31 protein-coding genes and 1 riboswitch are annotated in these 23,915 nt (G+C 40.4%); of the genes, 15 read left to right on the forward strand and 16 right to left on the reverse strand.

The genetic code is table 11. The annotated features are described in order from the left end of the window. Nucleotides 1–11: 11 nt before the first annotated feature. Together DCC82_RS14810 and DCC82_RS14815 are read right to left on the reverse strand one after the other, a co-directional pair. Nucleotides 12–1,091 carry a tetraprenyl-beta-curcumene synthase family protein gene (locus tag DCC82_RS14810; protein ID WP_097354886.1) on the reverse strand — a complete coding sequence of 360 codons (1,080 nt, stop codon included), beginning with the start codon at nucleotides 1,089–1,091 and terminating at the stop codon, nucleotides 12–14. A gap of 29 nt (nucleotides 1,092–1,120) precedes the next feature. Further along, entirely contained in the window at nucleotides 1,121–1,912 is a 792-nt protein-coding gene (locus tag DCC82_RS14815) for an alpha/beta hydrolase (RefSeq protein ID WP_097354887.1), read from the reverse strand. Between the two features lie 87 nt (nucleotides 1,913–1,999). Here DCC82_RS14815 and DCC82_RS14820 point away from each other — a divergent pair, with 87 nt between their 5' ends. Together DCC82_RS14820 and DCC82_RS14825 are read left to right on the forward strand one after the other, a co-directional pair. After that, on the forward strand, nucleotides 2,000–2,518 hold the full coding sequence (locus DCC82_RS14820) for a gamma carbonic anhydrase (protein WP_097354888.1): 519 nt from the start codon (nucleotides 2,000–2,002) through the stop codon (nucleotides 2,516–2,518). Nucleotides 2,519–2,576: 58 nt separating this feature from the next. Continuing rightward, nucleotides 2,577–3,419, forward strand: coding sequence for a C39 family peptidase (locus DCC82_RS14825; RefSeq protein ID WP_097354889.1), 843 nt, complete (start codon nucleotides 2,577–2,579; stop codon nucleotides 3,417–3,419). On the opposite strand, the gene asnB is transcribed toward DCC82_RS14825, so the two are convergent. Both asnB and metK read right to left on the reverse strand, forming a co-directional pair. Next, complete coding sequence (gene asnB, locus DCC82_RS14830; protein ID WP_097354890.1) at nucleotides 3,416–5,314, reverse strand: asparagine synthase (glutamine-hydrolyzing); 1,899 nt, start codon at nucleotides 5,312–5,314, stop codon at nucleotides 3,416–3,418. The two genes, DCC82_RS14825 and asnB, sit on opposite strands and share 4 nt — an antisense overlap. A 200-nt stretch (nucleotides 5,315–5,514) precedes the next feature. Continuing rightward, complete coding sequence (gene metK / locus DCC82_RS14835; RefSeq protein ID WP_015864870.1) at nucleotides 5,515–6,726, reverse strand: methionine adenosyltransferase; 1,212 nt, start codon at nucleotides 6,724–6,726, stop codon at nucleotides 5,515–5,517. A 180-nt stretch (nucleotides 6,727–6,906) separates the two neighbouring features. Further along, nucleotides 6,907–7,021: riboswitch (SAM riboswitch) on the reverse strand. A gap of 185 nt (nucleotides 7,022–7,206) precedes the next feature. Here metK and pckA point away from each other — a divergent pair. After that, nucleotides 7,207–8,793 (forward strand): phosphoenolpyruvate carboxykinase (ATP), encoded by a 1,587-nt coding sequence (gene pckA, locus DCC82_RS14840; protein WP_041269730.1) that lies wholly within the window; start codon nucleotides 7,207–7,209, stop codon nucleotides 8,791–8,793. Between the two features lie 30 nt (nucleotides 8,794–8,823). Here the strand turns inward: pckA and DCC82_RS14845 are convergent, their stop codons facing one another. Both DCC82_RS14845 and DCC82_RS14850 read right to left on the reverse strand, forming a co-directional pair. Beyond that, nucleotides 8,824–9,066, reverse strand: coding sequence for a DUF2584 domain-containing protein (locus DCC82_RS14845; protein ID WP_015864872.1), 243 nt, complete (start codon nucleotides 9,064–9,066; stop codon nucleotides 8,824–8,826). 29 nt (nucleotides 9,067–9,095) lie between these two features. After that, nucleotides 9,096–9,884, reverse strand: coding sequence for an alpha/beta hydrolase family protein (locus DCC82_RS14850; RefSeq protein WP_062755103.1), 789 nt, complete (start codon nucleotides 9,882–9,884; stop codon nucleotides 9,096–9,098). A gap of 104 nt (nucleotides 9,885–9,988) precedes the next feature. Between DCC82_RS14850 and DCC82_RS14855 the strand changes: the two genes are divergently transcribed. The 3 genes from DCC82_RS14855 to DCC82_RS14865 are packed head-to-tail and all read left to right on the forward strand — an operon-like array spanning nucleotide 9,989 to nucleotide 12,571. Then, complete coding sequence (locus DCC82_RS14855) at nucleotides 9,989–10,987, forward strand: ABC transporter substrate-binding protein (protein ID WP_015864874.1); 999 nt, start codon at nucleotides 9,989–9,991, stop codon at nucleotides 10,985–10,987. 17 nt (nucleotides 10,988–11,004) lie between these two features. Then, complete coding sequence (locus DCC82_RS14860; protein WP_015864875.1) at nucleotides 11,005–11,778, forward strand: ABC transporter ATP-binding protein; 774 nt, start codon at nucleotides 11,005–11,007, stop codon at nucleotides 11,776–11,778. Next, nucleotides 11,762–12,571: an ABC transporter permease gene (locus DCC82_RS14865; protein ID WP_015864876.1), complete on the forward strand. Its 810-nt coding sequence runs from the start codon at nucleotides 11,762–11,764 to the stop codon at nucleotides 12,569–12,571. Before DCC82_RS14860 ends, DCC82_RS14865 begins: the two co-directional genes overlap by 17 nt. Nucleotides 12,572–12,585: 14 nt before the next feature. Here DCC82_RS14865 and ytkD read toward each other — a convergent pair whose 3' ends face one another. The 4 genes from ytkD to DCC82_RS14885 form a co-directional block, all read right to left on the reverse strand. Continuing rightward, nucleotides 12,586–13,047 carry an RNA deprotection pyrophosphohydrolase gene (gene ytkD / locus DCC82_RS14870; RefSeq protein WP_015864877.1) on the reverse strand — a complete coding sequence of 154 codons (462 nt, stop codon included), beginning with the start codon at nucleotides 13,045–13,047 and terminating at the stop codon, nucleotides 12,586–12,588. Between the two features lie 86 nt (nucleotides 13,048–13,133). Continuing rightward, a complete protein-coding gene (locus DCC82_RS14875; protein ID WP_015864878.1) occupies nucleotides 13,134–13,469 on the reverse strand; it encodes a hypothetical protein in 336 nt (111 codons plus the stop codon). 70 nt (nucleotides 13,470–13,539) lie between these two features. Further along, nucleotides 13,540–13,935: a phage holin family protein gene (locus DCC82_RS14880; protein ID WP_062678036.1), complete on the reverse strand. Its 396-nt coding sequence runs from the start codon at nucleotides 13,933–13,935 to the stop codon at nucleotides 13,540–13,542. A 111-nt stretch (nucleotides 13,936–14,046) separates the two neighbouring features. Further along, a complete protein-coding gene (locus tag DCC82_RS14885) occupies nucleotides 14,047–14,487 on the reverse strand; it encodes a Dps family protein (RefSeq protein WP_015864880.1) in 441 nt (146 codons plus the stop codon). 209 nt (nucleotides 14,488–14,696) lie between these two features. Here DCC82_RS14885 and ytzI point away from each other — a divergent pair, with 209 nt between their 5' ends. Further along, nucleotides 14,697–14,834 (forward strand): YtzI protein, encoded by a 138-nt coding sequence (gene ytzI, locus DCC82_RS14890; RefSeq protein ID WP_073967992.1) that lies wholly within the window; start codon nucleotides 14,697–14,699, stop codon nucleotides 14,832–14,834. A gap of 33 nt (nucleotides 14,835–14,867) precedes the next feature. Here the strand turns inward: ytzI and DCC82_RS14895 are convergent, their stop codons facing one another. Next, on the reverse strand, nucleotides 14,868–15,341 hold the full coding sequence (locus tag DCC82_RS14895; RefSeq protein WP_062755068.1) for an S-ribosylhomocysteine lyase: 474 nt from the start codon (nucleotides 15,339–15,341) through the stop codon (nucleotides 14,868–14,870). A gap of 119 nt (nucleotides 15,342–15,460) precedes the next feature. Between DCC82_RS14895 and yidD the strand changes: the two genes are divergently transcribed. The 3 genes from yidD (at nucleotide 15,461) to DCC82_RS14910 (ending at nucleotide 16,822) form a co-directional block, all read left to right on the forward strand. After that, entirely contained in the window at nucleotides 15,461–15,697 is a 237-nt protein-coding gene (yidD, locus tag DCC82_RS14900; protein ID WP_041269731.1) for a membrane protein insertion efficiency factor YidD, read from the forward strand. Between the two features lie 175 nt (nucleotides 15,698–15,872). Beyond that, on the forward strand, nucleotides 15,873–16,067 hold the full coding sequence (locus tag DCC82_RS14905; RefSeq protein ID WP_041265042.1) for a hypothetical protein: 195 nt from the start codon (nucleotides 15,873–15,875) through the stop codon (nucleotides 16,065–16,067). A 299-nt stretch (nucleotides 16,068–16,366) separates the two neighbouring features. Further along, nucleotides 16,367–16,822 (forward strand): replication/maintenance protein RepL, encoded by a 456-nt coding sequence (locus DCC82_RS14910; RefSeq protein ID WP_108430406.1) that lies wholly within the window; start codon nucleotides 16,367–16,369, stop codon nucleotides 16,820–16,822. A gap of 39 nt (nucleotides 16,823–16,861) precedes the next feature. On the opposite strand, the gene DCC82_RS17385 is transcribed toward DCC82_RS14910, so the two are convergent. The 3 genes from DCC82_RS17385 to DCC82_RS14920 form a co-directional block, all read right to left on the reverse strand. After that, nucleotides 16,862–17,110, reverse strand: coding sequence for a hypothetical protein (locus DCC82_RS17385; protein ID WP_097355121.1), 249 nt, complete (start codon nucleotides 17,108–17,110; stop codon nucleotides 16,862–16,864). Nucleotides 17,111–17,211: 101 nt separating this feature from the next. Continuing rightward, on the reverse strand, nucleotides 17,212–18,204 hold the full coding sequence (mobV, locus tag DCC82_RS14915) for a MobV family relaxase (RefSeq protein WP_097355120.1): 993 nt from the start codon (nucleotides 18,202–18,204) through the stop codon (nucleotides 17,212–17,214). A 309-nt stretch (nucleotides 18,205–18,513) separates the two neighbouring features. After that, nucleotides 18,514–18,831: a hypothetical protein gene (locus DCC82_RS14920; protein WP_033017351.1), complete on the reverse strand. Its 318-nt coding sequence runs from the start codon at nucleotides 18,829–18,831 to the stop codon at nucleotides 18,514–18,516. Nucleotides 18,832–18,905: 74 nt separating this feature from the next. On the opposite strand from DCC82_RS14920, the gene DCC82_RS14925 reads away from it, so the two are divergent. After that, nucleotides 18,906–19,478 carry a hypothetical protein gene (locus DCC82_RS14925; protein WP_108430407.1) on the forward strand — a complete coding sequence of 191 codons (573 nt, stop codon included), beginning with the start codon at nucleotides 18,906–18,908 and terminating at the stop codon, nucleotides 19,476–19,478. 1 nt (nucleotide 19,479) lies between these two features. Here the strand turns inward: DCC82_RS14925 and DCC82_RS14930 are convergent, their stop codons facing one another. After that, nucleotides 19,480–19,695, reverse strand: coding sequence for a hypothetical protein (locus tag DCC82_RS14930; protein ID WP_097355007.1), 216 nt, complete (start codon nucleotides 19,693–19,695; stop codon nucleotides 19,480–19,482). A 534-nt stretch (nucleotides 19,696–20,229) separates the two neighbouring features. On the opposite strand from DCC82_RS14930, the gene DCC82_RS14935 reads away from it, so the two are divergent. The 3 genes from DCC82_RS14935 (at nucleotide 20,230) to DCC82_RS18310 (ending at nucleotide 21,669) form a co-directional block, all read left to right on the forward strand. After that, nucleotides 20,230–20,580, forward strand: a complete 351-nt coding sequence (locus tag DCC82_RS14935) for a DUF3221 domain-containing protein (protein ID WP_008881771.1) — start codon at nucleotides 20,230–20,232, stop codon at nucleotides 20,578–20,580. Between the two features lie 80 nt (nucleotides 20,581–20,660). After that, on the forward strand, nucleotides 20,661–20,918 hold the full coding sequence (locus DCC82_RS18305) for a hypothetical protein (protein WP_233253003.1): 258 nt from the start codon (nucleotides 20,661–20,663) through the stop codon (nucleotides 20,916–20,918). A 145-nt stretch (nucleotides 20,919–21,063) separates the two neighbouring features. Further along, a complete protein-coding gene (locus DCC82_RS18310; RefSeq protein WP_233253039.1) occupies nucleotides 21,064–21,669 on the forward strand; it encodes a trypsin-like serine peptidase in 606 nt (201 codons plus the stop codon). Nucleotides 21,670–21,906: 237 nt separating this feature from the next. Here DCC82_RS18310 and DCC82_RS14945 read toward each other — a convergent pair whose 3' ends face one another. Beyond that, nucleotides 21,907–22,821 carry a tyrosine-type recombinase/integrase gene (locus DCC82_RS14945; protein ID WP_097355008.1) on the reverse strand — a complete coding sequence of 305 codons (915 nt, stop codon included), beginning with the start codon at nucleotides 22,819–22,821 and terminating at the stop codon, nucleotides 21,907–21,909. Nucleotides 22,822–23,399: 578 nt separating this feature from the next. Between DCC82_RS14945 and DCC82_RS14950 the strand changes: the two genes are divergently transcribed. Beyond that, nucleotides 23,400–23,915, forward strand: coding sequence for a GNAT family N-acetyltransferase (locus tag DCC82_RS14950; RefSeq protein ID WP_047817803.1), 516 nt, complete (start codon nucleotides 23,400–23,402; stop codon nucleotides 23,913–23,915).

Below are 23,915 nucleotides of genomic sequence, written 5' to 3' on the forward strand. Positions count from 1 at the left end.
GACAGCCTCCTTCATTTTGCTATTACAGAGAACTTTTTTTGCCATAACCGATATGCTTTTCCATTCCAATAGAAAAACCAAGCAATCATTCCGCCTGATCGAACAAGCTTTTTCGCAAGGCGGCGGAGTTCTTTTTGTTTCTTTACTTTTTCATCCGATAAATATAAACCAAGAAGTCCTCGATGAATGAGACGATGAAACTCCCCATGCGGCAATTGATTCACATGGCGGTCCGCCTCTTCAATAAAATGGCAAAGCCGCTCTAACAAAACAGATTGATTTGGATAGTAAAAACAAAAATTCAAATCTCCTCCTAGACGATCTTCTTCTTGGTCAATAAAATAATCAAGCAAAATATGCAGCCCTTGAATATAAGGAAAATAACCGTCGCGTATTTGTTTTGCCATTTCCTCATGAAATGTTTCTGTAAACGCATAGGCAACTAAGCAAAAAATGCCCAGCGTAGAACCGGAACAAGCAGAAAACTCATACCATTCCATTGGTGGAAGCTGATCTTTATATTGTTTAAACCATTTCTCAAGACGCGGTACTCGCTCGTCTACATGCACATGTTTATGTACTTGTAAATCACAATAATATCCAGCTAATTCATGCAAAAACGGAACAATTTTATCGTAATGCGTTACTTTCTTTAAAACATCTTGACAGGTTCGTACAAGGTCATGTAAATAGCCGCCGTCATCTTGTTCTTGACGATGGCGGTAATAATTCGAAACGTCGGCATCAATCGATAATGCGGCAGGCATCGATTCATGAAGAGCACGAAAATCAAGCGGATCTAATGAAGTGCTTCGATCACATAAATTATCAAGATAATCGCTGATTGTTTGATAAGCGACAATAAAACGAATACACTCCTCCATTTTCTCTCCTGCTAATAACGATAAAATGGAGCCTCCTTCACAGTGAAACGTTTTTGTTTCAATACTTGCCAACGCTTGCTTTCGAAGCTCCGGGTCTGGAATATTTTGTGCTCTTTGTTTCCAATAGGCTAATTCGCGATGCACAATCGGAAAGACGTCGCGATAGACTTTTTTCATAAGAGTAATCGGATGTGTCGGGATTTTCAACAGGCTCACCTCAGATGCTTCTACATTGTCTAATAATACAGTTGGCATTGTGTATCTAAAAACGATTTTGCGTATAAGAAAACATCTTCCCGCTCCGGTTCGTTAAAAATTTCATGATATAACTTGTTCCATTCTTTATACATTTTTTCCGATATCGGCAAACGGTCAAACCATTCTTTTACAGCTGTTTTATCGACAATTTTATCGTCCCCGCCTTGCATGAGCAGCAATGGGATATCAGGGAATTTCTGAATACGGCGAAAAGCCAATTCCATCGCCTTTACTAATTCACGATACCAGCGGACAGATACTTTCGTCACATAAAGCTCATCATGTTTATCCGTCTCATGTACTTCTTTATTTCTTGTTGCCAGTTCGACAGACAATCCTGAATCGATCAAAAGGGATGGCGCGATATAATTTAATACTCTTGATAACATATCAAGCCCTTTCGATGGGTACGATACAAGTCCTAAACATGGCGAAGATAAAATAACCCCTTGTACAGAAGGGCGTTTTTCTTGCAATGTACGGATAACAACAAGCCCTCCCATGCTATGTCCAAGAAGGAATACCGGTACATGAAATTGTTTGGCTTCCGTGATCCAATCGGCCACCTCATTAATATATTCATCAAACGATTGGATATGTCCACGTTTTCTTCTCGTTGTCCGCCCTTGTCCAGGCAAATCTCCTGCTACAACATGATAACCGCTTTTCACCCACTGCTCGATCAACCATTGATAGCGCCCGTGGTGCTCCGCGGCTCCGTGGACAATCACAACCGTTCCTTTTCCTTCATTTGCCTCCCATTTCCACATCGTCAATCTCCTCCATTTACGAATCGTGCCACTATCTGTACAATAAATAATACCGAACCATTTTATAAAAGGAAAGGGAAGAAGCGTATGATTTATCCTTATAAAGGAAAATCTCCGAAAATTGCGGAATCTGCCTTTATCGCCGATTATGTCACCATTACCGGTGACGTGGTCATCGGGGAAGAAACAAGCATTTGGTTTAATACTGTTATTCGCGGAGATGTCGCTCCAACGATTATCGGCAATCGTGTCAATATCCAAGATAACTCAATTTTACATCAAAGTCCAAACAATCCGCTTATCATTGAAGATGGTGTAACCGTCGGCCATCAAGTCATTTTACATAGCGCCATCATTCGAAAAAACGCTTTAATCGGCATGGGCTCCATTATTCTCGATGGTGCAGAAATCGGCGAAGGAGCGTTTATCGGCGCCGGAAGCCTTGTCCCGCCAGGAAAAAAAATTCCGCCGCACACGCTTGCGTTTGGCCGTCCCGCTAAAGTCATTCGCCAACTGACCGACGAAGATGTCCGTGAGATGGAGCGAATTCGCCGCGAATATGTGGAAAAAGGGCAATACTATAAGGCGTTGCAGCTAAAACCGTGATCATCGTTCCTTATTTTCAGTAATTTAAAGTCATTCCGATCAATTAAGGAGTAGCATTATGCCTATCGTCTTGCTTCTTTTCATCATTGCTGTCGCATTGTTGATTATATTTTTCCTAACGAAAGCATTATCGAAATCAGCACTTGTTTCTCTTTTGATGTTTTGTCTTCTCGCGGCACTGTTGTTCAACCAAAAAATAGAAACAACGATCGCGCGTTTAACACAATCTTATTTAACAAAAGAAGAAGCACTGATAGAGAATGTGATTTCTTCCGCTGCTGAGAAGAAAATCAAACCTTCTGTGCTGCTTGATGTGCCAGCCATTCGCCAACTTCCCGAGTTGCCTCGCGGTTGTGAAGTCACGAGCCTGGCGATGCTTCTTGAGGATGCCGGCGTACAAACCGACAAACTGACGCTTGCTAAACAAATAAAAAAAGATCCTACTCCGTTTCAGCGAAAAAATGGCAAAGTGTATTTTGGCCATCCAAATGATGGTTTTGTCGGGGATATGTACTCGCTTACCACGCCAGGCTTAGGTGTGTACCATAAGCCGATTAAACAGCTTGCTGAAATGTATCTGCCCGATAGAATCATTGACTTAACAGGAAGCGACTTTTCCGTGTTGCAGCAATATCTTTCGAAAGGAGTACCGATTTGGATTATTACCAACAGCACGTATAAAAAACTTCCTGAATCCGCCTTCCGTGAATGGGAAACGCCAAGAGGGCCCATTAAAATTACGTATTACGAACATTCCGTCGTTATTACGGGATACGACCAAGATTATATTTATTTCAATGATCCTCTTACAGGCGAAAAAAATAAAAAAGCACCCAAGACCGATTTTGTAGACGCCTGGGCGCAAATGGGAAGACAGGCAATCACCTATCAACCTGATTAGATGGATAGGGGTTGTCTGTCTTTTTTATATAGATGGGAAAAATCGTACTTTCTTTCAATATATACTTGATGCCAAATCATAAATACTAGCACCGTCCAAATTTTGCGGCTATGATCCGCTTTATTGGCACAATGCTCTTCTAACAAGCGATATAACACATCTTTATGGAATAAATGATCGGTTTCACTTTCCTTGATGATTGTTATTGCCCAATCATGCATTTCATTTTTAAGCCAATGGCGAATCGGCACTGGGAAGCCAAGCTTTTTGCGGTGAAGAACATGATCGGGAACAATGCCTTCTGCCGCTTTGCGCAAAATGTATTTCGTCGTATTATTAGCCGTTTTCATTTCCGGCGGAATTTTTGCCGCCACTTCAAAGACGGCCTTGTCTAAAAATGGGACGCGCAATTCCAACGAATGGGCCATCGTCATTTTGTCGGCCTTTAACAAAATATCTCCGCGCAACCATGTGTGAATATCAATATATTGCATCCGATTCATCGGTGGATAATGGGTTGTCTCTTCATAAAACGGACGAGTAATCTTCGTATATTCCAACCCATGTTTGTAAGATTTCAACAAACCTTGCTTTTCTTCTTCACTATACATTTTCGCATTTCCAATGTAACGTTCTTCCATCGGAGTTAATCCGCGTTCGATAAAGCTTTTTCCTTTGACACCTTCTGGAAGCATATGAGCAATGACGCGCAATGCGGATTTTACCGGGTTAGGGATCCGTTCAAACACTTTTAATGACTGTGGTTCGCAATAAATATTGTACCCTCCAAATAACTCATCTGCTCCCTCTCCAGAAAGAACAACCGTTACATGCTTTCTCGCTTCACGGGCGACGAAATAAAGCGGAACAGCTGCTGGATCGGCAAGCGGATCATCCATATGCCACATAATTTTCGGCAATTCTTCCATGTACTCTTCTGGTGAAATGACGTAGCTAATGTTTTCGACACCTAATTTTTCTGCCGTTTCTTTCGCAACATCAATTTCGCTAAATCCTTCCCGTTCAAAACCGACCGAAAAAGTTTTGATGTTCGGATGAAACTGCTTCGCAATCGAAGCAATCAGCGAAGAATCGATTCCGCCCGATAAAAATGAACCAACCGGCACATCACTGCGCATATGTACGCGTACAGAATCGAATAAAACATCGCGAATTTCTTTCACAAATTCGTCTTCCGATTTCCATACAGGCTGGAACCGCGCTTTCCAATAGCGGTGTACCGTTAATTTTTCACCGACTTTCTTTTTGATATAGTGGCCCGGCTCCAATTTTTTAATCCCAGCGGACATGGTCATTGGCTCAGGCACATATTGGAATGTTAAATAGTGCTGCAGTGCATTATAATCAAGAACGTCGTTTTCCATCGCATGCAAAATGCTTTTCTTTTCCGATGCAAAAAACGTACGACCCGCTTCTTCTAAGTAGAAAAACGGCTTAATGCCGAATGGGTCGCGCGCGGCAAAAATCGTTTTTTCTTCTTTATCCCAAATGACAAACGCAAACATGCCGCGAAGCTTTTCTACCGCTTTTTCTTTTTCAGCGCTGTAAAGAGCGATAATGACTTCCGTATCCGAGTTGGTTGCAAATTCATATCCTTTTTCCACTAATTCATCCCGCAGCTCAAGGTAATTGTAAATTTCGCCATTAAAAATAATCCAATACCGCTCATTTTCGTAAGAAAGCGGCTGATGACCTGCTTCTAAATCAATGATGCTTAAGCGGCGGAACCCGAAATGGACATATTCATCAAAATAGTATCCATGATCGTCCGGACCACGATGTGTAATCATATCATTCATCTCTTCGAACGTTTTCTGCCATTGTTCGTCTGGCATTTTCGGCTCATCATGAACGCATCCGATAAACCCACACATGTTTTGTTTCACCTGTCCTCTTATATTTACCCTATTGGTTATACCATACATAATAGGAATATAACATTTCGTTTACTCTTTTGAAACAAATTGTTGCCAATCTTTTCTGCAGAGCAGTCGAAGCAGATGCTTTTTCGTTGCGTTTGCCCTTGATTTTGCCAAAAAAGAGAGCTACATAACGTAACTCCCTTTTCTGTTTGTTATTGCTTTGCTAACGCAAGAGCTTGCTCTTTCAATGTTTCCGCTTTATCAGTGCGCTCCCATGGAAGATCGATGTCCGTGCGTCCGAAATGGCCATAGGCCGCTGTTTGTTTATAAATTGGGCGGCGCAAATCTAACATTTTAATAATGCCAGCAGGACGAAGATCAAAATTGTTGCGCACCACTTCAATTAAAATATCTTCGGATACTTTTCCGGTCCCGAATGTATCAATGGAAATGGAAACTGGTCTTGCAACACCGATCGCATATGCCAACTGCACTTCACATTTATCCGCAAGTCCTGAAGCAACAATGTTTTTCGCTACATAACGCGCTGCATAGGCTGCGGAGCGGTCTACTTTTGTCGGATCTTTACCAGAAAACGCACCGCCGCCATGGCGAGCATAACCGCCATATGTGTCAACGATAATTTTCCGTCCTGTTAAGCCAGCATCGCCTTGAGGTCCGCCGATGACGAAACGGCCTGTCGGGTTAATAAAATATTTTGTGTTTTCATCGATCAGTTCTGCTGGTACAATCGGCTTAATGACATGTTCTTTAATATCGCGCTCAATTTGTTCTTGTGTAATTTCCGGATGATGTTGCGCTGATACAACGATCGTATCGATACGCACTGGTTTTCCATTTTCATCGTATTCTACTGTTACTTGTGTTTTGCCATCTGGACGCAAATATGGCAAAATGGCTTCTTTCCGCACTTCTGACAAACGGCGTGCCAAACGATGCGCTAACGAAATCGGAAGCGGCATTAATTCTTTCGTTTCATTGCAAGCAAATCCAAACATTAACCCTTGGTCTCCAGCACCGATCGCTTCAATTTCCTCGTCAGTCATCTGACCTTCGCGGGCTTCTAACGCCTTATCGACTCCCATTGCGATATCTGGAGACTGTTCGTCAATCGATGTCAATACAGCACAAGTATCGGCATCAAAACCATATTTCGCACGAGTATAGCCAATTTCGCGAACCGTATCGCGGACGATTTTCGGGATATCTACATATGTTGATGTCGTAATTTCTCCACTTACGAGCACAAGCCCTGTTGTAACGCTCGTTTCGCATGCGACGCGAGCATTCGGATCCTTCTCCAAAATGGCATCTAAAATGGCATCGGAAATTTGGTCACAAATTTTGTCAGGATGACCTTCCGTTACAGATTCCGAAGTAAATAAACGTCTTTTTTTTGACATTCGTCAGTTTCCTCCTCTTTTCATAATCGAACGTCTAAATATTGTATTCCTGCAAACTGCAGATGATACGGTACTCATTCCCTTTTATTATAGCTTTTATATATCTTGACACATAGACATATAAAAAAACCTTTCCTGTAATTTTGAGGAAAGGTCATTGCAATCATATTGCTCCTTTCACTCTTATCGCTCAAGGACGTTGCCTTGCCACAGGTTAGCACCATTTCACACATTTCCAGTTGTGACGGTTGCTGGGTTTCATCGGGCCTGTCCCTCCACCGGCTCGGGATAAGAGTATCCGTTCAATGAGTTATCATATCGTAATTAAATAAAGAAAGTCAACAAAATTAGACAATTTTTTTATGAACAAAAATGAGAAAAATAAAAGAAAAGAAATTGTCACAAATAGTATGGACTAATAATAAAAATGTGTTATACTATTTGAAGGAGACCATTTCAATAAAAAGGAAGGTTTTGTACATGGGAGTCGCTAATATGACAAGTAAACTTACCACATTATTACAACAGCCAAATGTGTTTCATAATTTATCGGTAGCACAGCTTGTAGAAAAAGTGTTGCAACGAAATGAAGGTCGGTTGACAGCTACCGGAGCAGTTGCGGTAACGACAGGAAAATATACAGGTCGCTCTCCAAAAGATAAATACATTGTAGAAGAAGCTTCGACGAAATCAAAAATCGATTGGGGGACGACGAACCAGCCGATTTCTGAAGAAGTTTTCGAAAACTTATACAATAAGGTAATTGACTATTTAATGAAAAAAGATGAAATATTTGTTTTTAAAGGATTTGCCGGCGCTGATCCCAAATACCGCTTACCTATTCAAGTCATTAATGAATTTGCGTGGCAAAATTTATTTGCACATCAACTATTTATTCGCCCAACAGCGGAAGAACTGCAAACACACAAAGCGGAATTCACCGTTATTTGCGCACCAAACTTTAAAGCAGATCCTGCTGTTGATGGAACAAGATCGGAAACATTTATCATTATTTCTTTTGAACGGCGGATCGTGCTAATCGGTGGCACAGAATATGCTGGCGAAATGAAAAAATCGATTTTCACTGTGATGAATTATCTGCTCCCAGAACAAGGAATTTTATCGATGCATTGTTCGGCAAACGTCGGTAAAGAAGGGGATGTCGCATTATTCTTTGGTCTATCCGGCACGGGAAAAACGACGCTTTCCGCCGATCCAAACCGCCGTCTTATTGGTGATGACGAACACGGCTGGTCCAACCGCGGCATCTTTAATATCGAAGGCGGTTGCTATGCAAAATGCATCAATTTATCACGGGAAAAAGAACCGCAAATTTTTGATGCGATCCGATTCGGTGCGGTGCTCGAAAACGTTATTATCGATGAGCATACAAGACTGCCTAATTATGATGACGCTACGTTAACGGAAAATACCCGCGCTGCTTACCCTATTCAAGCGATTAGCAATATCGTTGATCCGAGCATCGCTGGTCATCCGTCGACGATTATTTTCTTAACGGCAGACGCATTCGGAGTATTGCCGCCGATTAGCAAGCTAACGCGCGAACAAGCGATGTATCATTTCTTAAGCGGCTATACGAGCAAGCTGGCGGGTACAGAACGCGGCATCACTTCTCCGCAAGCGACATTCTCTACTTGCTTTGGAGCTCCGTTTTTACCGCTTCCAGCTGTGCAATATGCGGAAATGCTCGGTAAAAAAATCGTTGAACATAACGTGCGAGTGTTCCTCGTTAACACAGGATGGACAGGTGGAGAATACGGAGTCGGCAGCCGCATAAAGCTTGCCTATACCCGTGCAATGGTGCAAGCAGCTGTCGAAGGAGAACTCGACAATGTCGAAACAGTGAAGGACCCTATTTTCGGTTTAGAAATTCCGATTCATATTCCTGGTGTACCAGATGAAGTGCTGCAGCCAAAAAATACATGGGCCGATAAGCAAGCATATGAACAAAAAGCAAAAGAACTTGCCGCAAAATTCCGGGAAAACTTTCAAAAGTTTAAACATATCGCTCCGGAAATCGAAGCGCTGGGCGGTCCAATCGTATAACTTCCAAGGAGGGAATCATTCCCTCCTTTTTTAGTTTATCGAATGCAACGAAATCAGCTCATACGTTACAATCGTCTGATTGTTGGCAAGTTCCAGCTTTTTTACCACTGCTTGGCCGCTCGCTTCGCTTTGCAACGTTCTTCTCACTTCAAGCGGAATATCGATCGGATAAATACGATACCCTTCCTTTTCTAGAATAAATAGATTGTCTTTCACTCGCTTTTCCTTGCCTTTTGTCACAATGAGTGTTTGAAATTCCAGCGGCATGCCCATTGAAACACACCCCTTTTCTTTTTATCGTATCATACATTTGGTTGTCGTTTCATCCATTCCGTTAACCGACGAACTGTTTCGCGGTTATCTTTCGGTGGAAAGTAATGAGTAAAGTTTGGAAAATACCATGCCGTCACTTGTTTATTTGCCTCTTTTAGTCTTTTTTCAAGGCGATACGCGTGTTCAATCGAAACGTTTCGATCTTTCTCTCCATGAATGATTAACACAGGGGCTTGAATCTTTTCGATCTCATACAATGGGGTTCGCCACCGGTAGCGCTCTGGATATTTCGTTGGCGTTCCGCCTATTACCCGTTTCATCATTCTCCGCAAATCTTCTCGCTCCCAATATGTCAATGCAATATCAGATACTCCGCCCCAGACGACGACGGAACAAACCGCAGGCTCCAAAATCGCTGTATGAAGCGCCATCGCTCCGCCGCGAGAAAAGCCAAATACGTGAATGCGTTTTGTATTCACCCAGGGATGCTGCTGCAAAAGGCGGAAACTTGCGAGGGCGTCATACCGATCTTCCCCCACAAAATCTTCATTTCCTTCTCCCCCTTGATTTCCTCGATAAAATGGCGCCATGACAACAAATCCGTACGAAGCAAACTGTGTAATGCGAGATAGGCGCACTTGCCCAACGTTTTTAATTCCGCCGCGCAAGTATAAAAAACCATCGTATATTCCAGGTGTTTTCGGCTGGGCCAAAAAACCTTTAATTTTCAGCCCTTGACATAAATACGTGACGAGAAATACATCCACATGCGGGTTGGGGGAAGGAAATCTATATTGATCCACGATATATCCGTCCATCTCCATATATTTCTTCCTTTCCATTAGGCATTCACACATTTTTGTCTTGCGCATACGATAAGGTGAAGTAAGTTTCATTTCACCTTTCCAAGGAGGTTCCCTGCATGAAAAAGATTGCTATGATATCGCTTTTTCTCTTCCTTCTTATTATTCCGCTAGCTGCTTGCAACAAGCAAACGAAGGAAGAAATAAAGACAGTACGTGTTGCGGAAGTAACTCGTTCGATTTTCTATGCCCCGCAATATGTTGCCCTATCGAAAGGATTTTTTAAAAACGAAGGATTAAAGGTCGAACTCACCACAACATGGGGCGGCGATAAAACGATGACAACTCTTCTTTCGGGAGGAGCCGATATCGCCCTCGTTGGTTCAGAAACATCCATTTATGTCTACAGCCAAGGAACAAATGATCCAGTCATTAACTTCGCGCAGTTGACGCAAACGGATGGAACTTTTCTTGTCTCCCGCAATAAAATTGAAAACTTTACTTGGGACCAACTTAAAGGTAGCACATTTCTTGGCCAGCGCAAAGGCGGTATGCCGCAAATGGTCGGAGAGTTTGTCTTGAAAAAGCATGGCATCGATCCACATAAAGATTTAAAGCTAATTCAAAACGTCGATTTTGCTAATATCGCGAACGCATTTGCCAGCGGTACAGGTGATTTCGTCCAACTATTTGAACCAACAGCAAGCATTTTCGAACAGGAAGGCAAAGGGTATATTGTCGCATCATTTGGCACGGAATCCGGCCACGTCCCGTATACGACTTTTATGGCAAAACAAAGCTTTATTAAAAACAACAAAGATACGATCGAAAAATTCACACGCGCACTTTATAAAGCCGAGCAATGGGTGGAAACACATAGCGCAGCAGAAGTGGCAAAAGCAATTCAGCCTTACTTTAAAGATACGGATATTCAAATTATCGAAAAAGTCGTCGATCGTTATAAAAGCCAAGGGACATATGCGACAAATCCGGTTCTTGACAAAGAAGAATGGAATAATTTGCAAAACATTATGGACGAAGCGGGTGAATTGCCAAAACGCATCGATCATGAAACACTTGTCGATAATTCATTCGCGGAAAAAGTGATGTCCAAATAACGAAAGCGGGTGAAAATATGAGTTTTTTAGCCGTTGACCGCGTTTCCCACACATATTTTACGGAAAAAACAGCCGTTATCGCCCTTGAAAATATATCGTTTACAGTAGAGAAAGGGGAATTTGTCTCCTTTCTCGGCCCTAGCGGCTGTGGCAAAACAACGCTGCTTTCGATTATCGCCGCATTAATCCAGCCGACAGAAGGAGCGGTTTTCGTCGAAGGAAAAGAATTGGACCGCGCTCATCCAACAGCTGGATACATGTTGCAGCAAGACTATTTATTTCCTTGGAAAACGATTGAGGAAAACATTTTGCTTGGCTTAAAAATCATGGGAACATTGACGGAAGAAACAAAAAAACGGGCGCTGGATTTGCTTGCCTACATCGGTTTAAAAGGGGTCGAAACACATTATCCAAATCAGCTCTCAGGCGGTATGCGTCAGCGCGTCGCACTCGTAAGAACTCTTGCGACAGACCCAAAAATGTTACTTTTGGATGAACCGTTTTCCGCTCTCGATCACCAAACGAAATTAAAACTGGAAGAGTTAGTGTGGCAAACACTAAAGGATTACGGAAAAACTGCGCTTCTTGTTACGCATGATATCAGTGAAGCGATTGCGATGAGCGACCGTATTTTTCTGTTTTCCGCAAAACCAGGGCGAATCGCGCGCATCTTTATTGTTCCCGATGAATTGCGCCGTTTATCCCCATTTGCGGCACGTCAGCACCCGCAATTTTCCTCGCTATTCCAATCCATTTGGAAGGAGCTTGATCAACTTGAAACAAACAAATGAACACGTTCGTTCTCTTCATCAGCAGTACATCGCCACATTGAAAAAAGAAAAGCGGCTCATCCGCTTTTTTCAGTTCATTATCTTTGTCTCCTTTTTCCTGCTATGGGAGGCGGCAAGCAGATATAACTGGGTCGACCCGCTTTTGTTCAGCTCTCCGTCAGCGATTTGGAACTTATTTGCTCAAAAGATTGCGGATCACTCTCTTATTACCCATACGCTCGTCACGTTGTTTGAAACCGTATTAGGATTTATTATCGGCACGTTGGCAGGCGCATGCTTGGGCGCTCTCCTATGGTGGTTTCCGCGCCTATCGAAAACGCTCGATCCATATTTAGTCGTATTTAATGCCATGCCAAAAGTAGCGCTCGCTCCCATTCTCATCGTCGCGCTCGGTACGGGATTTACTTCGATTATCGCAATGGGAGTCATTATCTCTGTCATCATCACGACGATCGTCGTTTATTCTGCCTTTCAAGAAGTGGATGCCAACTATCTCAAAGTGCTAAAAACATTCGGCGCTACCCGCTACCAATGCTTCAAAGAAGCGGTATTGCCGTCATCGTTTCCTACCATTATTTCTACGTTAAAAGTCAATGTCGGTTTATCGTGGGTCGGAGTCATTACCGGCGAATTTCTTGTCTCGAAACAAGGGCTTGGCTATATGATTATTTACGGATTCCAAGTTTTTAACTTTACGCTTGTCTTAATGAGCCTGCTTGTCATTGCGCTTTTATCGACCGTTATGTATCAAGCTGTCAGCATCATTGAAAAAAAATTAATGAAACATCGCTAGAGACGTTCACCGCGTTATAAAGAACGTCTCTTTATTTCTTCTAACACTAAGCGCAGCACATCATCTTTCATAATAAAGCTGAACCGATCGTCCGACCGAATATGTTCCGGCAACTCCGGAAACAACACCGGACCGTTTGTTTCTAAATAAGAAGGCTGCTTAACCATCGCTGCAATTTCCGCAAAGTATATATTTTTTATGATGGACGGTTCTACTTTATATTGGCCAATATACGTTAACGAACCGACAATTCCCCCCGTTTCTTCTTTCACTTCACGAACCGCAGCTTGTTCCGGCGTTTCTCCCTTTTCCACTTTCCCGCCTGGGAACTCTAATCCTCGCTGTGAATGATTCGTCAACAACCATTGCCCTTGATAGCGGCAGACCATCCACACATGGCCGGGGGATGGGGAAAATGGATGATCAGCAAACGATAACCAAACACGATTCCCGTAGTAATCCAAAAACGTATACATGATTCCATACCCTCATTCCATTTTTCTCTCTATTTATTATACTGACAAATGACATAACAAAAAAAGCCGCCAACATGGTTGGCAGCTCATTTATCTTTTGTCTCCTCCGAGAGAATGCCAAGCGAACGAATATGTTCCTTTGCTTCTTCGTTGCCAAGCTTATAAATGAGTTGATAAATTTTCGTTAGCGTTTCATCATAAGCATCGTTTTGACGATCATAATGATATTGAACATATGGAACGTGAGCGCGCCAAAACGCTTGCCAATCTGTAGAATAGTTTTGATCAAAGTACTCACGCAATTGAATAATTTCGTCATCTGTAGCTTCAATTTGAAAATCCCAAGGGGAAGCGGTTTTTACTTGCGAAATTTCTCCCGTTGCGATCGACACATAATAGGTTTTTTTTTGCTGCTTTGCCACACTTGTCATCTCCTTATAATCACTTTCTTTATGTTTAGTGTGGGTGAATGGAAAAAAATTATGCTAAAAATTAGTTCATCTCGTCTTTAAAAAGTTCGATCGCTTTCCTTAAAAAGGATGGAATCGGAACACCTGCTCTTCCTGCATTTTCAACAATGGAGATGAATTCATTTGTGATATAAAAAAAGATAATCACATCACGAATAAAATGATTGTTCCAGCCAATCGCGATCTCTAATAAATGGGAAACAGCCACTAAAACAAAAATAAGCAGCTTACGGACAATGCCGCGAAATCCGACTTGACTTGACAATCTTCCTTCAATAGCGCTAGCGATCAGTCCTGTTACATAGTCTGCTATCACAAAACAAAGTAAAATCATTACCAATGAGTCCATGCTTCCAATTAGAAATGAAACGAACGACCCAACTAACGAAATGCCAAACATCGACGCATACTTTTGCATCCTCTCTCCTCCTGTGAATAAGCATTATTATGATATGCGCAAAGGAGGAAAGAGGCATAGACAACCTCCTACAAAAAAATCACTCCTTCGTCATCGAAGGAGTGATTCATTTTATCGGTCAAGAAACGATTTTAACATCCATACATGTTTTTCTAAGCTTTGATGAATCCCAAGCAACATATCGCCTGTTATTTCATCTCCGACTTCCTCGGCAACTTGCATTCCTTCTTTTAATTCTCCGATCATTGTTTCAAAATCGCTCACAATGGTTGCGACCATTTGTTCCGCTGTTTCTTGCCCAGTCGCTTCTTTTACGGATGATTGTTCAAGACATTCTTTCATCGTAGCGACCGGCGCTCCGCCAAGCGCGAGAAGACGTTCCGCCAACTCGTCAATATGTAACGCTGCCTCATTGTACAATTGTTCAAATTTCTCATGAAGCGTAAAAAATTGCGGACCTTTGACATACCAATGATAATTATGGAGCTTAATGTAAAGAACACTCCAGTTGGCAATTTGCTTGTTTACAATGTCTGTTAATTGTTTGGACATATCCTCATTCCTCCTCTAATATGAATGTGTACAATTGGATAACCTTGAGATATATTCATAATCAAACTATATTATTTGCTATTACCTAACACATATTCATTACCAATAATCACCAAAATTATGCCTGTTATTTATCCATTCGTGCAAAGTGTCATCTCACCAATACGATGATAATGTGTTACAATGGAAAGAAAAAAGGTGAATTAGCGATGTATTTGACTTTAGTGGCATCACTGATCATTGCTGCGCTCATTCTTGCTTTAACCTTGATTGCTACATCAAAAGCATATAAGTACAAACACACAATCGACCCGCCTTCTGAAAAGGATCATTCGCAAAATGAATAAGGTTATCATCAATATAATAATAGCCTTTCCACTTTATCCAAATACTTTCTTTAACTCCTCTTTATCATGCTCTAGCCAGAAACGCATGAGCCGCTTTGCCCCTTCGAGGTCGTGCAGCTTCGCTTGCCCGCATTGCCGCTCTGTCGCTGCTGGGACTTCAGTCGCGTTTAGCGCATCTTTCATCGTTTCCTCAAGCAAATCAATGATTTCATCCACTGTCGGCGATCCGCTCACAACAAGATAAAATCCTGTTTGGCAGCCCATCGGCGAAATATCAATAATATCAAAGTGATCATACTTTTCCGCATGTTTACGAATGGTGTAAGCTAATAAATGTTCCAGCGTATGAATCGCATCTGGCTTCATCGCCTGTTTGTTCGGCTGGCAAAAACGAATATCGAATTTATTCACAACTCCATCGCTTCCGACTTTATGAACACCACAATGTCTCACATACGGCGCTTTCACAGCGCAGTGGTCCAATTCAAAGCTTTCTACTGAAGGCATACAAATCACTCCTACTTTATTTTCTCTTTTCATCATACACTGAAATTCGATTTTTTTCATCTTTTTTACATTTATGATACATTATTAACGAAATCATTTATTGATTGGGTGTATGGGAAGTGGTGAAAAAATTATTGATTTCCTTCATCCGTTTTTACCAAATTTTCATTTCTCCGTTAAAGCCGCCGACATGCCGGTTTTATCCAACCTGCTCGCACTATGGTCTAGAAGCGGTGAAACGGTTTGGCGCCATTAAAGGCGGATGGCTGACAATAAAGCGAATTTTAAAGTGCCACCCGTTTCATCCCGGTGGATTCGACCCCGTTCCCGAGAAGCAGGAAAACGGCAAATCGTAAGCAGCGATTTTTTGTCAGCAATATATATACTCGAACGAGAAAGCTATCGGGCAGCATTAGTATGCCTGAACCTTTCTCGTTCGGTTCTAATGAAAACTATACTCGTGGTGCTAGTTGAGTCTTAACGCTCAACATTCCAATAAACCAAGACCATTTGAAGAAAGGATGACCAATTATGTACGAGTACCATGAAATCCTGGGCAGCGAAAAGCCGATTTATCGCACTAAGCCGCCGGGTCTTAAGACCATTTCTGAGATTCCTTCAGGAGAATTTCTCATTGATTATGAGATAGTAGGGTATCTGGAATATGAAGAGAACGGGAAAAAACTGTATGAGCCACTGTACGCCATAGTGAGGGATGAATCATGAGTTATTACCAACAATCGAATGAATACAAAGGGTGGAGATTTTCGGAACGTTAGTGGGGAAAATACTACCCGAACCTTGCATAGTGGATAGCCCCTTTTTTTACAGATACAGAAAGGGAATTTAAAAAGGACAGATATATCAATGGTTTGAAGGGTTGACTATATAGCTGGTGAGCTATAAACTATAACTATAGCTGTAGCGCTATATAGCTGTGGAGCTATACTTTATAGCTCGTAAGATATACACCTTAGAATATACATAACGATATTAGACATATATTAGGGGGTGTAAAATACATAATGAATCAAGAAGAATACAGACGTCTCAAAAAGGCGAAAATGTTACATGCTAATGTAGATACTGAAACAGGGGAAATAATTAGTCTTACAATGCCATATAAACCTATGAAATCTAATTTAGGAGGTGGTTGGATGGCTATGTACCAAGAAGCATTAAATTGGGTAGCTGACGCTAAATTGAGCTATGAAGAATACAGGGTGTTTTTAAAACTATTAGGGAAGCTAGATTTTGAAAATTATATACGAGTAACTCAAACTGAAATAGCAAAAGAATTAGGAATGAAACAACCATCTGTAGCAAGAGCCATTAAAGGTTTACTCGAACAAGATATTATTCGTAAGGGTCCCAAAGTAGGTAATTCTAATACTTATCGATTAAATCCAATGATTGGACATAAAGGTCAAGGAATCAATAAAACCAAAAAAGAATACGAACATCTTAAAAGAATTAAATAAAGCGAGTAGTGGAGAATTACTCGATCTATTTTTATACCATCAACGTCCCAGTTCCATTTCTTTACTTTTTTGAGGTTTCTCCAATTTATCCAATGAATCCTGAACGAATGTATCGCGCTTATCATCCAAGTATTTGATATATTTTTGATCTGCATCCTTGATCCGCAAGAATGTTTTCACCCGATCGATTTGAGCATATAAAATCGCAGTCACTTTCTGCTTGAATGCAGAAAACTCCTTACTGATCTGCGACAGCTTTTCATTCAGTCTCTTGTTCTCTGATTTCAATTCTCGATTTTCATTTTGATAAGAACGGTTCTCGAAAGTCAGATCATTGACCTTTTGCCTTAATTCTTTTCTCTCCTGTAACTGATCATTATACTCCCGAACTAGTCCATGTATTTGTCGATTAATTCCCCATAATTCTTTACGATATCGCTCTTTTTCAGCTTTTCTACGGCTTTTTTCTCTGCCAACGCATCCATATTCTTTTCAACGTCTTTGTAATAGTGCCGAATCTTTTCCTGTCCAAGCTTCATATCCTTTTTAAGCTGCGCTACTTCTTTTTGAGCCTTCTCCAGCTCTTTCTGCAAATTCTCCGTTTGGAGCTGATAAACGACTCCATTCATGGCGTAATCCACCAGAGTTTTATAATCCTGCTCTTTCATCCCCACCAGTCCAAGAACCTTTTTTGCTTCAATGTCTTCGATTGCTTTTGTTTTATCGTCAATCTTTTGAATATGCTCCATTGTCCGCTCATATCTTTCTTTCGCTACCTCTTCCATTCGTTTGAACGTCAATGCTTTGTATTTAGCTGATTCTACATGTTTACGGCTGGATGAAATCCCCCGCTCCAGATCAAATCCTTCTTTCACCATATGGTCATGAAACTTATCTTGTAGCTTCACCAATTGTTGCTTTTTACCGAAGAAGTCTTTTGCGGAAAGCCGACCATCTTCTGTAATCGGCACAAAACCAACGTGCATATGGGGAGTTTTCTCGTCTTTATGAACCATCGCATAAGCAATGTTCTGTTCTCCATATTCTTTTACGAAAAACTCATAGGCAGATTCAAAAAATCGCTTTTCTTCTTTTTCCGAGAGATTGTGAAAATACTCCGAATCAGACGTCACAAGAAAACTGGCCACTTTCACCGCATCTTTCCGAATGGCTTTGCCAGTTGTCACCCTTTCCTCAATCATTTTGTTGATCTTCTCGCTGTAATCAATCGGACTCGGATTGACCAAATCGTAATTTAAGTGTGAACGTCCTCCATCAATATCTGGATTCGTTTGACTCTCTTTTTCCCTTTGATTATGAATTTGAATGCCCTTGATCGCAGGTTGTTTTAGCTTTTGCATATGTAAAACAGCATAGCTCATATGAGGGGGTTCAGCTCCTTCTCGAAGATAGATAGATTAAGAGAAGTGTAGCTCAAAAACTCCCCCAACCCCCTCACTTTTGAGGGGGCTCCCTCGCCGGTAGGCAGGTCAAAAGGTGAACTTTTGACACACCAAGAGGGTCTTGGTGTAGTGAGTCTGTCAACTCCTTAATGCTCCCTTCGGTCCGCTTACCGTTGACAGACGCCATACGGGGCATTTCTGGCCCGAAAAGGACATGCCCCTTTGTTTACCCCTTCTGTTGCCTTTAAGGCAACAGAAAACGCCTTTAAGGCGCTCTAATTCTTTCCTTTAAATATCTCCTTTTTCTAATTTTTCATTTAAAAGTACGTAGTCCTCTTTATTAAACATTATTGTTACTCTGTCTAATCTCTCTCCTCGTGGATATAAGTATAACTGTTGTTCAAAGCGTATTCCTAAAGGTGAAGCTGTTTGATGGATCAAGTTTAAAATTTTAAAGCATTCTAAATCTACGCCCTCTTTCAATTGATTTTTTATATTAATAATTACAAAATCTTCAATTTGTTCGAATCTAAGCCTTTGAGGGGAAATATTATTAGCTTTACAAATCTTCTTTAATAGATTTTTATAATGATTTTTTTGCTCCAAAACAAAGCACCTCTCTTTTCATTTTATGTTATTATATAAGAAAAATGGAAGGTATAGAAAGAGAGGAGAGTTTTATGAGAAAGTTTATCTTTTCAGCAGTTATGATATTTTTTTCTCTTGTATTAGTCACTCCAGCATTCGCTAATGAGAAGGCTGATCAAGAACTAGAAAAATTATCTCAAACAGGAGAAATTATCTATGAAGATGATGAAATTACAGTTATAAGTTTCGGTGATGATCCCGAAATTTCTGATGCTATTTTTAACCACCCTAATAGTGTTGTTGTAAATGAAAGTGAAATAAGTAGCGAAAATAATATTATTATACCTTTTTCATCAGTTACTGGTCCAGGAGGGCGAGCAAGCATTGTAGCTGGTGATTCTGGAAGAATTGTGTATTGGTCTGTAAAACCCGCTACAGCATGGCCATATAACTTTGTAGGTCTTGTAAAGTTAAGATATTATTCTGGATTTAAAAGAGATGTCCCTGTAGGTGGTATGGGAGCTTTAGGATCAACTGTTAGCGGAGCTGTAACGATGAACAAAAATAATGGAGGAGTTGCATATCTATCAGGTACAGCATATGCATTAACAGGTGATAGATACAGAGTTTTACCAGGAGTTTCTACTACATTTAGACCGAATTAATCTATCTTCTACTACATTTAGACCGAATTAATCTATCAAAAAGAGCACTGATTTCAAGAATTAGTGCTCTTTTTGATTTTAAGGCGAATTTTTCTTGTTGTCCTTCTATTCTTTTATCATAGAGCTCATATTTGTAAGCGCTAAACAACATAAATAATGTATAACTTATTAAAATAACAAAAAGAGCAACTGGCAATATAATTTTTGCTTTTTTCAAAAGTTCTCCACCTTTCTAATTTTCCCACCCAGTATTTTTCATTCAATAGGCTGGCTTTATAAATTTCTAGTTTTATTTACTTCTAACACAAGCTAAGGATACCCTTCTTGTTTTGGGGTGTGAGGTTGGCTGGGGGTGCGGGGGCTAGCCCCCGCATAGCGTCATCTATGAATGGATAGGAATGCAATCTATCGAACGGTAGAGCTGGGCGGTTCGGCAGGTACAATGATCAGAGCAAGCCGATCTACGAAATCCCTCGTTTTGGGTATGCTCGGCTTGGCGACATAGACGAAACCTGCAAAAGCTGAACAAAATCCAAAAAGAAGTTGATCGAGCCATTGAGCGCATTTTCAAGAATGGAGAGTTTCAACGATACCTAGAGGTGGTTGCGAGGTTTCCAAAGTACAGCCTTCACTGAATATGCTGAATATGTATTACTATAAAATGCTCTGTTATCTTGGGAAGGGAAAACTATGGATCTATAGAAGATAGACCATTATATAACACAAAATATAAAAGCTAGGAGGCAAGCGTATGGAAAGATATATTTTAGTGAGTACTATTTTAGGTCTTATATTATTATTATTTTTCTTTAGCGAATATAGAACTAACCAATCTCTTAATCAAGAAGCTACTTTGGAAGGTTTTATAATTATGAAAGAAGGGGAAGTATATTTAGTTGAAGATCCAGATTTTGTTCAGGAAGACGCAAACAAATTAACAATACAGGAATTAAGAAGAAAATATAATATGAGTAAGTTATTAATTAAGGGGTTTGGTACTTTGAGGGGAATAGAAAATGGACAAAAAGTAAAAGTGTGGTATTCAGAGATTTTAGAATCGTATCCGGGCAAAGTCGAAGTTATAAAGATTGAACCTATGTAATTATAATTTTCAAAATAATTGAAATATATGAACTATTTGGTTATAATAACTTTGAAAAATTCATAAAGGGGGGCTACTTTATGAAAAAAATTGGATTTATCATTTTAGTAATGGTTGGGTTTATCATTTCGCCCATAATTAATGCTCCAGAAACCGTCAACGCTCAAAAAAATAGTAATAATGCTTATGACATGATTAATTCAAAAGGTGAAGTCATTAAGTATGAAGACTACATAAAAAAGTTAAAGAATTCCAAATCTTTAGTCACAGAAGGCTCGGAAGGTACCGGTGAAGTTCTTCCAAAAACAGAGATAAATACGGATTTCAAAAAAAAATAAACCTTACAAATATAATTTAACCCCTGAAACAACATATATAGGTGGTAAATCTCCAAATGAATATTTCCCTCAGGTCGTTATTGGTGCTGATGGTCGTACAAAGGTTTCCAATACTTCAGTCACTCCTCACAGACAAATCGCGTACATTGAATTAGAATTTAGAGATGGTTGGTATACTTGCACAGGAACTGTTATTGGGAAAGATAAAGTCCTTACAAATGCACATTGTGTTATGGATGTTACAAATCAGTCTGGTGCGATAAACGGTTATGTATATCCCGCTGTCAATAATAATACGTATTCATATGGGGTATATCAAATAGTAGATTATTATATTACAAGCAACTATGTTCAAACAGGCGATCCAACTCAAGACTTTGCAGTACTTAAGCTTAGCACATACTTAGGAAAAAATATTGGTGATGTAGTTGGATACCTTCCATTAAGACAAGTATCTAGCATTCAAGGTACATCAGCAAAACTTTATGGATACCCAGGGGATAAAATCGAACAGTATAACGAAGTTTCTCAATGGGGAATGACTGGCTCTATTTCAAAAGAAACCAATGAACTTGCATTTTATCAAATTGATACTTACAATGGGCAATCCGGTTCTTCTTTATTAAATTCATCAAATGAAATCATTGCTGTTCATAGAGGCAGTTTTAGTGTCAATGGTACCACTTACAATGGAGGACCAAAAATGATTAAACCCGTATATGATTTTATTAGAGCAGCAATGCTAAATTAAAAATTTCTCCTAGCTATTTATTAATTGACCAGCAAGGAAGATCTTAGTGATTGTAAACCTTACTAAGAGGTTTTTTAACAAGGTAGGTAAATTTTGAAGGTTTCGTAGTTTAATTGACTCTTCTCGGAAAGGGAACAAAAAAATGCCCTGAAATTCTACCCTCCAGGGCATTTTTTCTATATAGTCTCTAAATGTACTTGGACAGCTCCGATGCCAAAACTGTCATCCATCTTGATGTTAGAATTTCGGCAACGCCTCCACGGCATCCGCCAAATCACTGTAGCTATCTTTTAAGTATCGTGATGTCGTGGCGATATTGCTATGACCTGCGAGTCTCCGTACTTTCTCGATATCGTTGTTCGTCGCCTTTAACATCCATTTACAAAACGTATGCCGAAACATATGGGGCGTCAGTTTTTTATTCGGCAGGCTGTAGCTTTCAATCATTCGCTGAATGCCCCTTACGGAAAACTTCGGCGAGCGCTGGCTGTAAAAGACGTATGGCGATGCGGCGACATGTGGTTTCTTTTTCGCCATTTCCGAACGAAACTCCAGCCAATCCTCGAGTTCTGCCAACAAGATATTCGAAATCGGCACTGTTCTTACCTTCATCCCTTTTCCTACAATCCGAATTCGTTTCATTTCTAAATCTAAGTCCGTTAATTTTAAATTGGATAACTCTTCCACCCGCAATCCTGCATAGGTAAGCAGGTACACCACCGCACGGTCCCGACGATATTTCTCCTCGGGATCAACTCCCCGGCTTTGCACCGGTTTTTTCCGCATTCGATGCAACAAGTCCTCAAATTCTTCTTCCGTCAGCCACATGATTTTTTCATTGTCTTCATCGGCCGATTTTAAATCCTGGATGTCTTTCATTGGGTTCTGCTCAAGCTTATGATGTTTGACCGCCCACGCATAGAAGCTTCGCAACGAATTAAGCCGGCGGTTGATCGTAGAAATGGCCAACGGTTTTCCTTCCGCCGGATTCAACATTTGCTGGATCCATTTGCGGATGTCAGCTGGCGTGACGTAATCACCCGGACGGATATGTAAATCGTTGAAAAAGATATTCAAGTCATTGGTATAAGAGATGATCGTGTTTGGGGAAGCGCCTTTTTCTTGAAGGTAATTGACATACTCGTTGAGCACCTTTTTCACCCTTTCACTTATACGACGAGTTTAAAAGGATTCGAAGAGCAAATAATCGCTTTGAAAAATAACATTATATGACGAGTATATCACAAAAAAGACGAGATTGTTAGACATATAATGTATATTATATGACTAGTTATAAGAGAGAAATGAACTACCCGTTTCAGATCTTCGGAATAGGTGTTAAAAGTTTGTCCTTTCTTGAATATAAAAAATCCCCTCTCAAATAGAACTCTTAAGAACATCATATCGAATGTTCTCTCTACCTGTAGGGGATAATACCAAAGTAGCTGCATAAGTTCAGATATTTCTCTCTGTTTAACGTGTCCATTTTCTTGACATAACACCAACTAGTGGATTCTCAAAAAATAGATAATTTACCAACGGATAATTGATGCAAACCAGGCAGTTTATTTTAGGGAAAATTATGGTATAATTACTAAAGTAATTCAAGAAGAAGGGAAATTTTAATGTATAACAAAAAATTAACTATTCAGTTGTGAAAAGCAGAGTTATTTTGGGAAAATGAGAATATGAGTGAGTTAAACCGTAATTTATTGAAGGAGAGAGGTATAATGTTTGAGACTGACCGACTTCTCATAAAACCGATTGAATCTATTCATGTAAATGCGCTCTATGAGATTTATATGTCTAATCCAGATTACGTTAATTTGACGGAAGGTACAACTGACGGGGAAGGCTCCTATACGAAAGAACAAATGTTGCGGGATTTACATATTGCAGAACTAACAGGCAGACAAGTTATGGGGATATTTAAAAAGATGGATCAGGAAATGATAGGTTTTCTTGAATATTGGGAGAAGGCCGATGTAGATCAGATGCCTTGGTTGGGATTGCTGATAATTCATAAAAAGTATCAAGGAAAAGGTTATGGCACCGAAGTTACAAAGGGTTTTCTTCAATGGGCAACTTCAGTGGGGTGGCCGGAGGTTCGAATTGCCGTTGTCAAAGATCTTAAGGATGTTGTATCTTTTTGGCAATCATTCGGTTTCCTCCCTTTTGCAGAAAAGGATAAACGTTTTCCATCTGGTATGAAACAGCTTGTTTGTATGAAATATCAATGTAAATAG

Source organism: Geobacillus sp. LYN3, from assembly GCF_003064505.1.
GTDB classification, from domain to species: domain Bacteria; phylum Bacillota; class Bacilli; order Bacillales; family Anoxybacillaceae; genus Parageobacillus_B; species Parageobacillus_B toebii.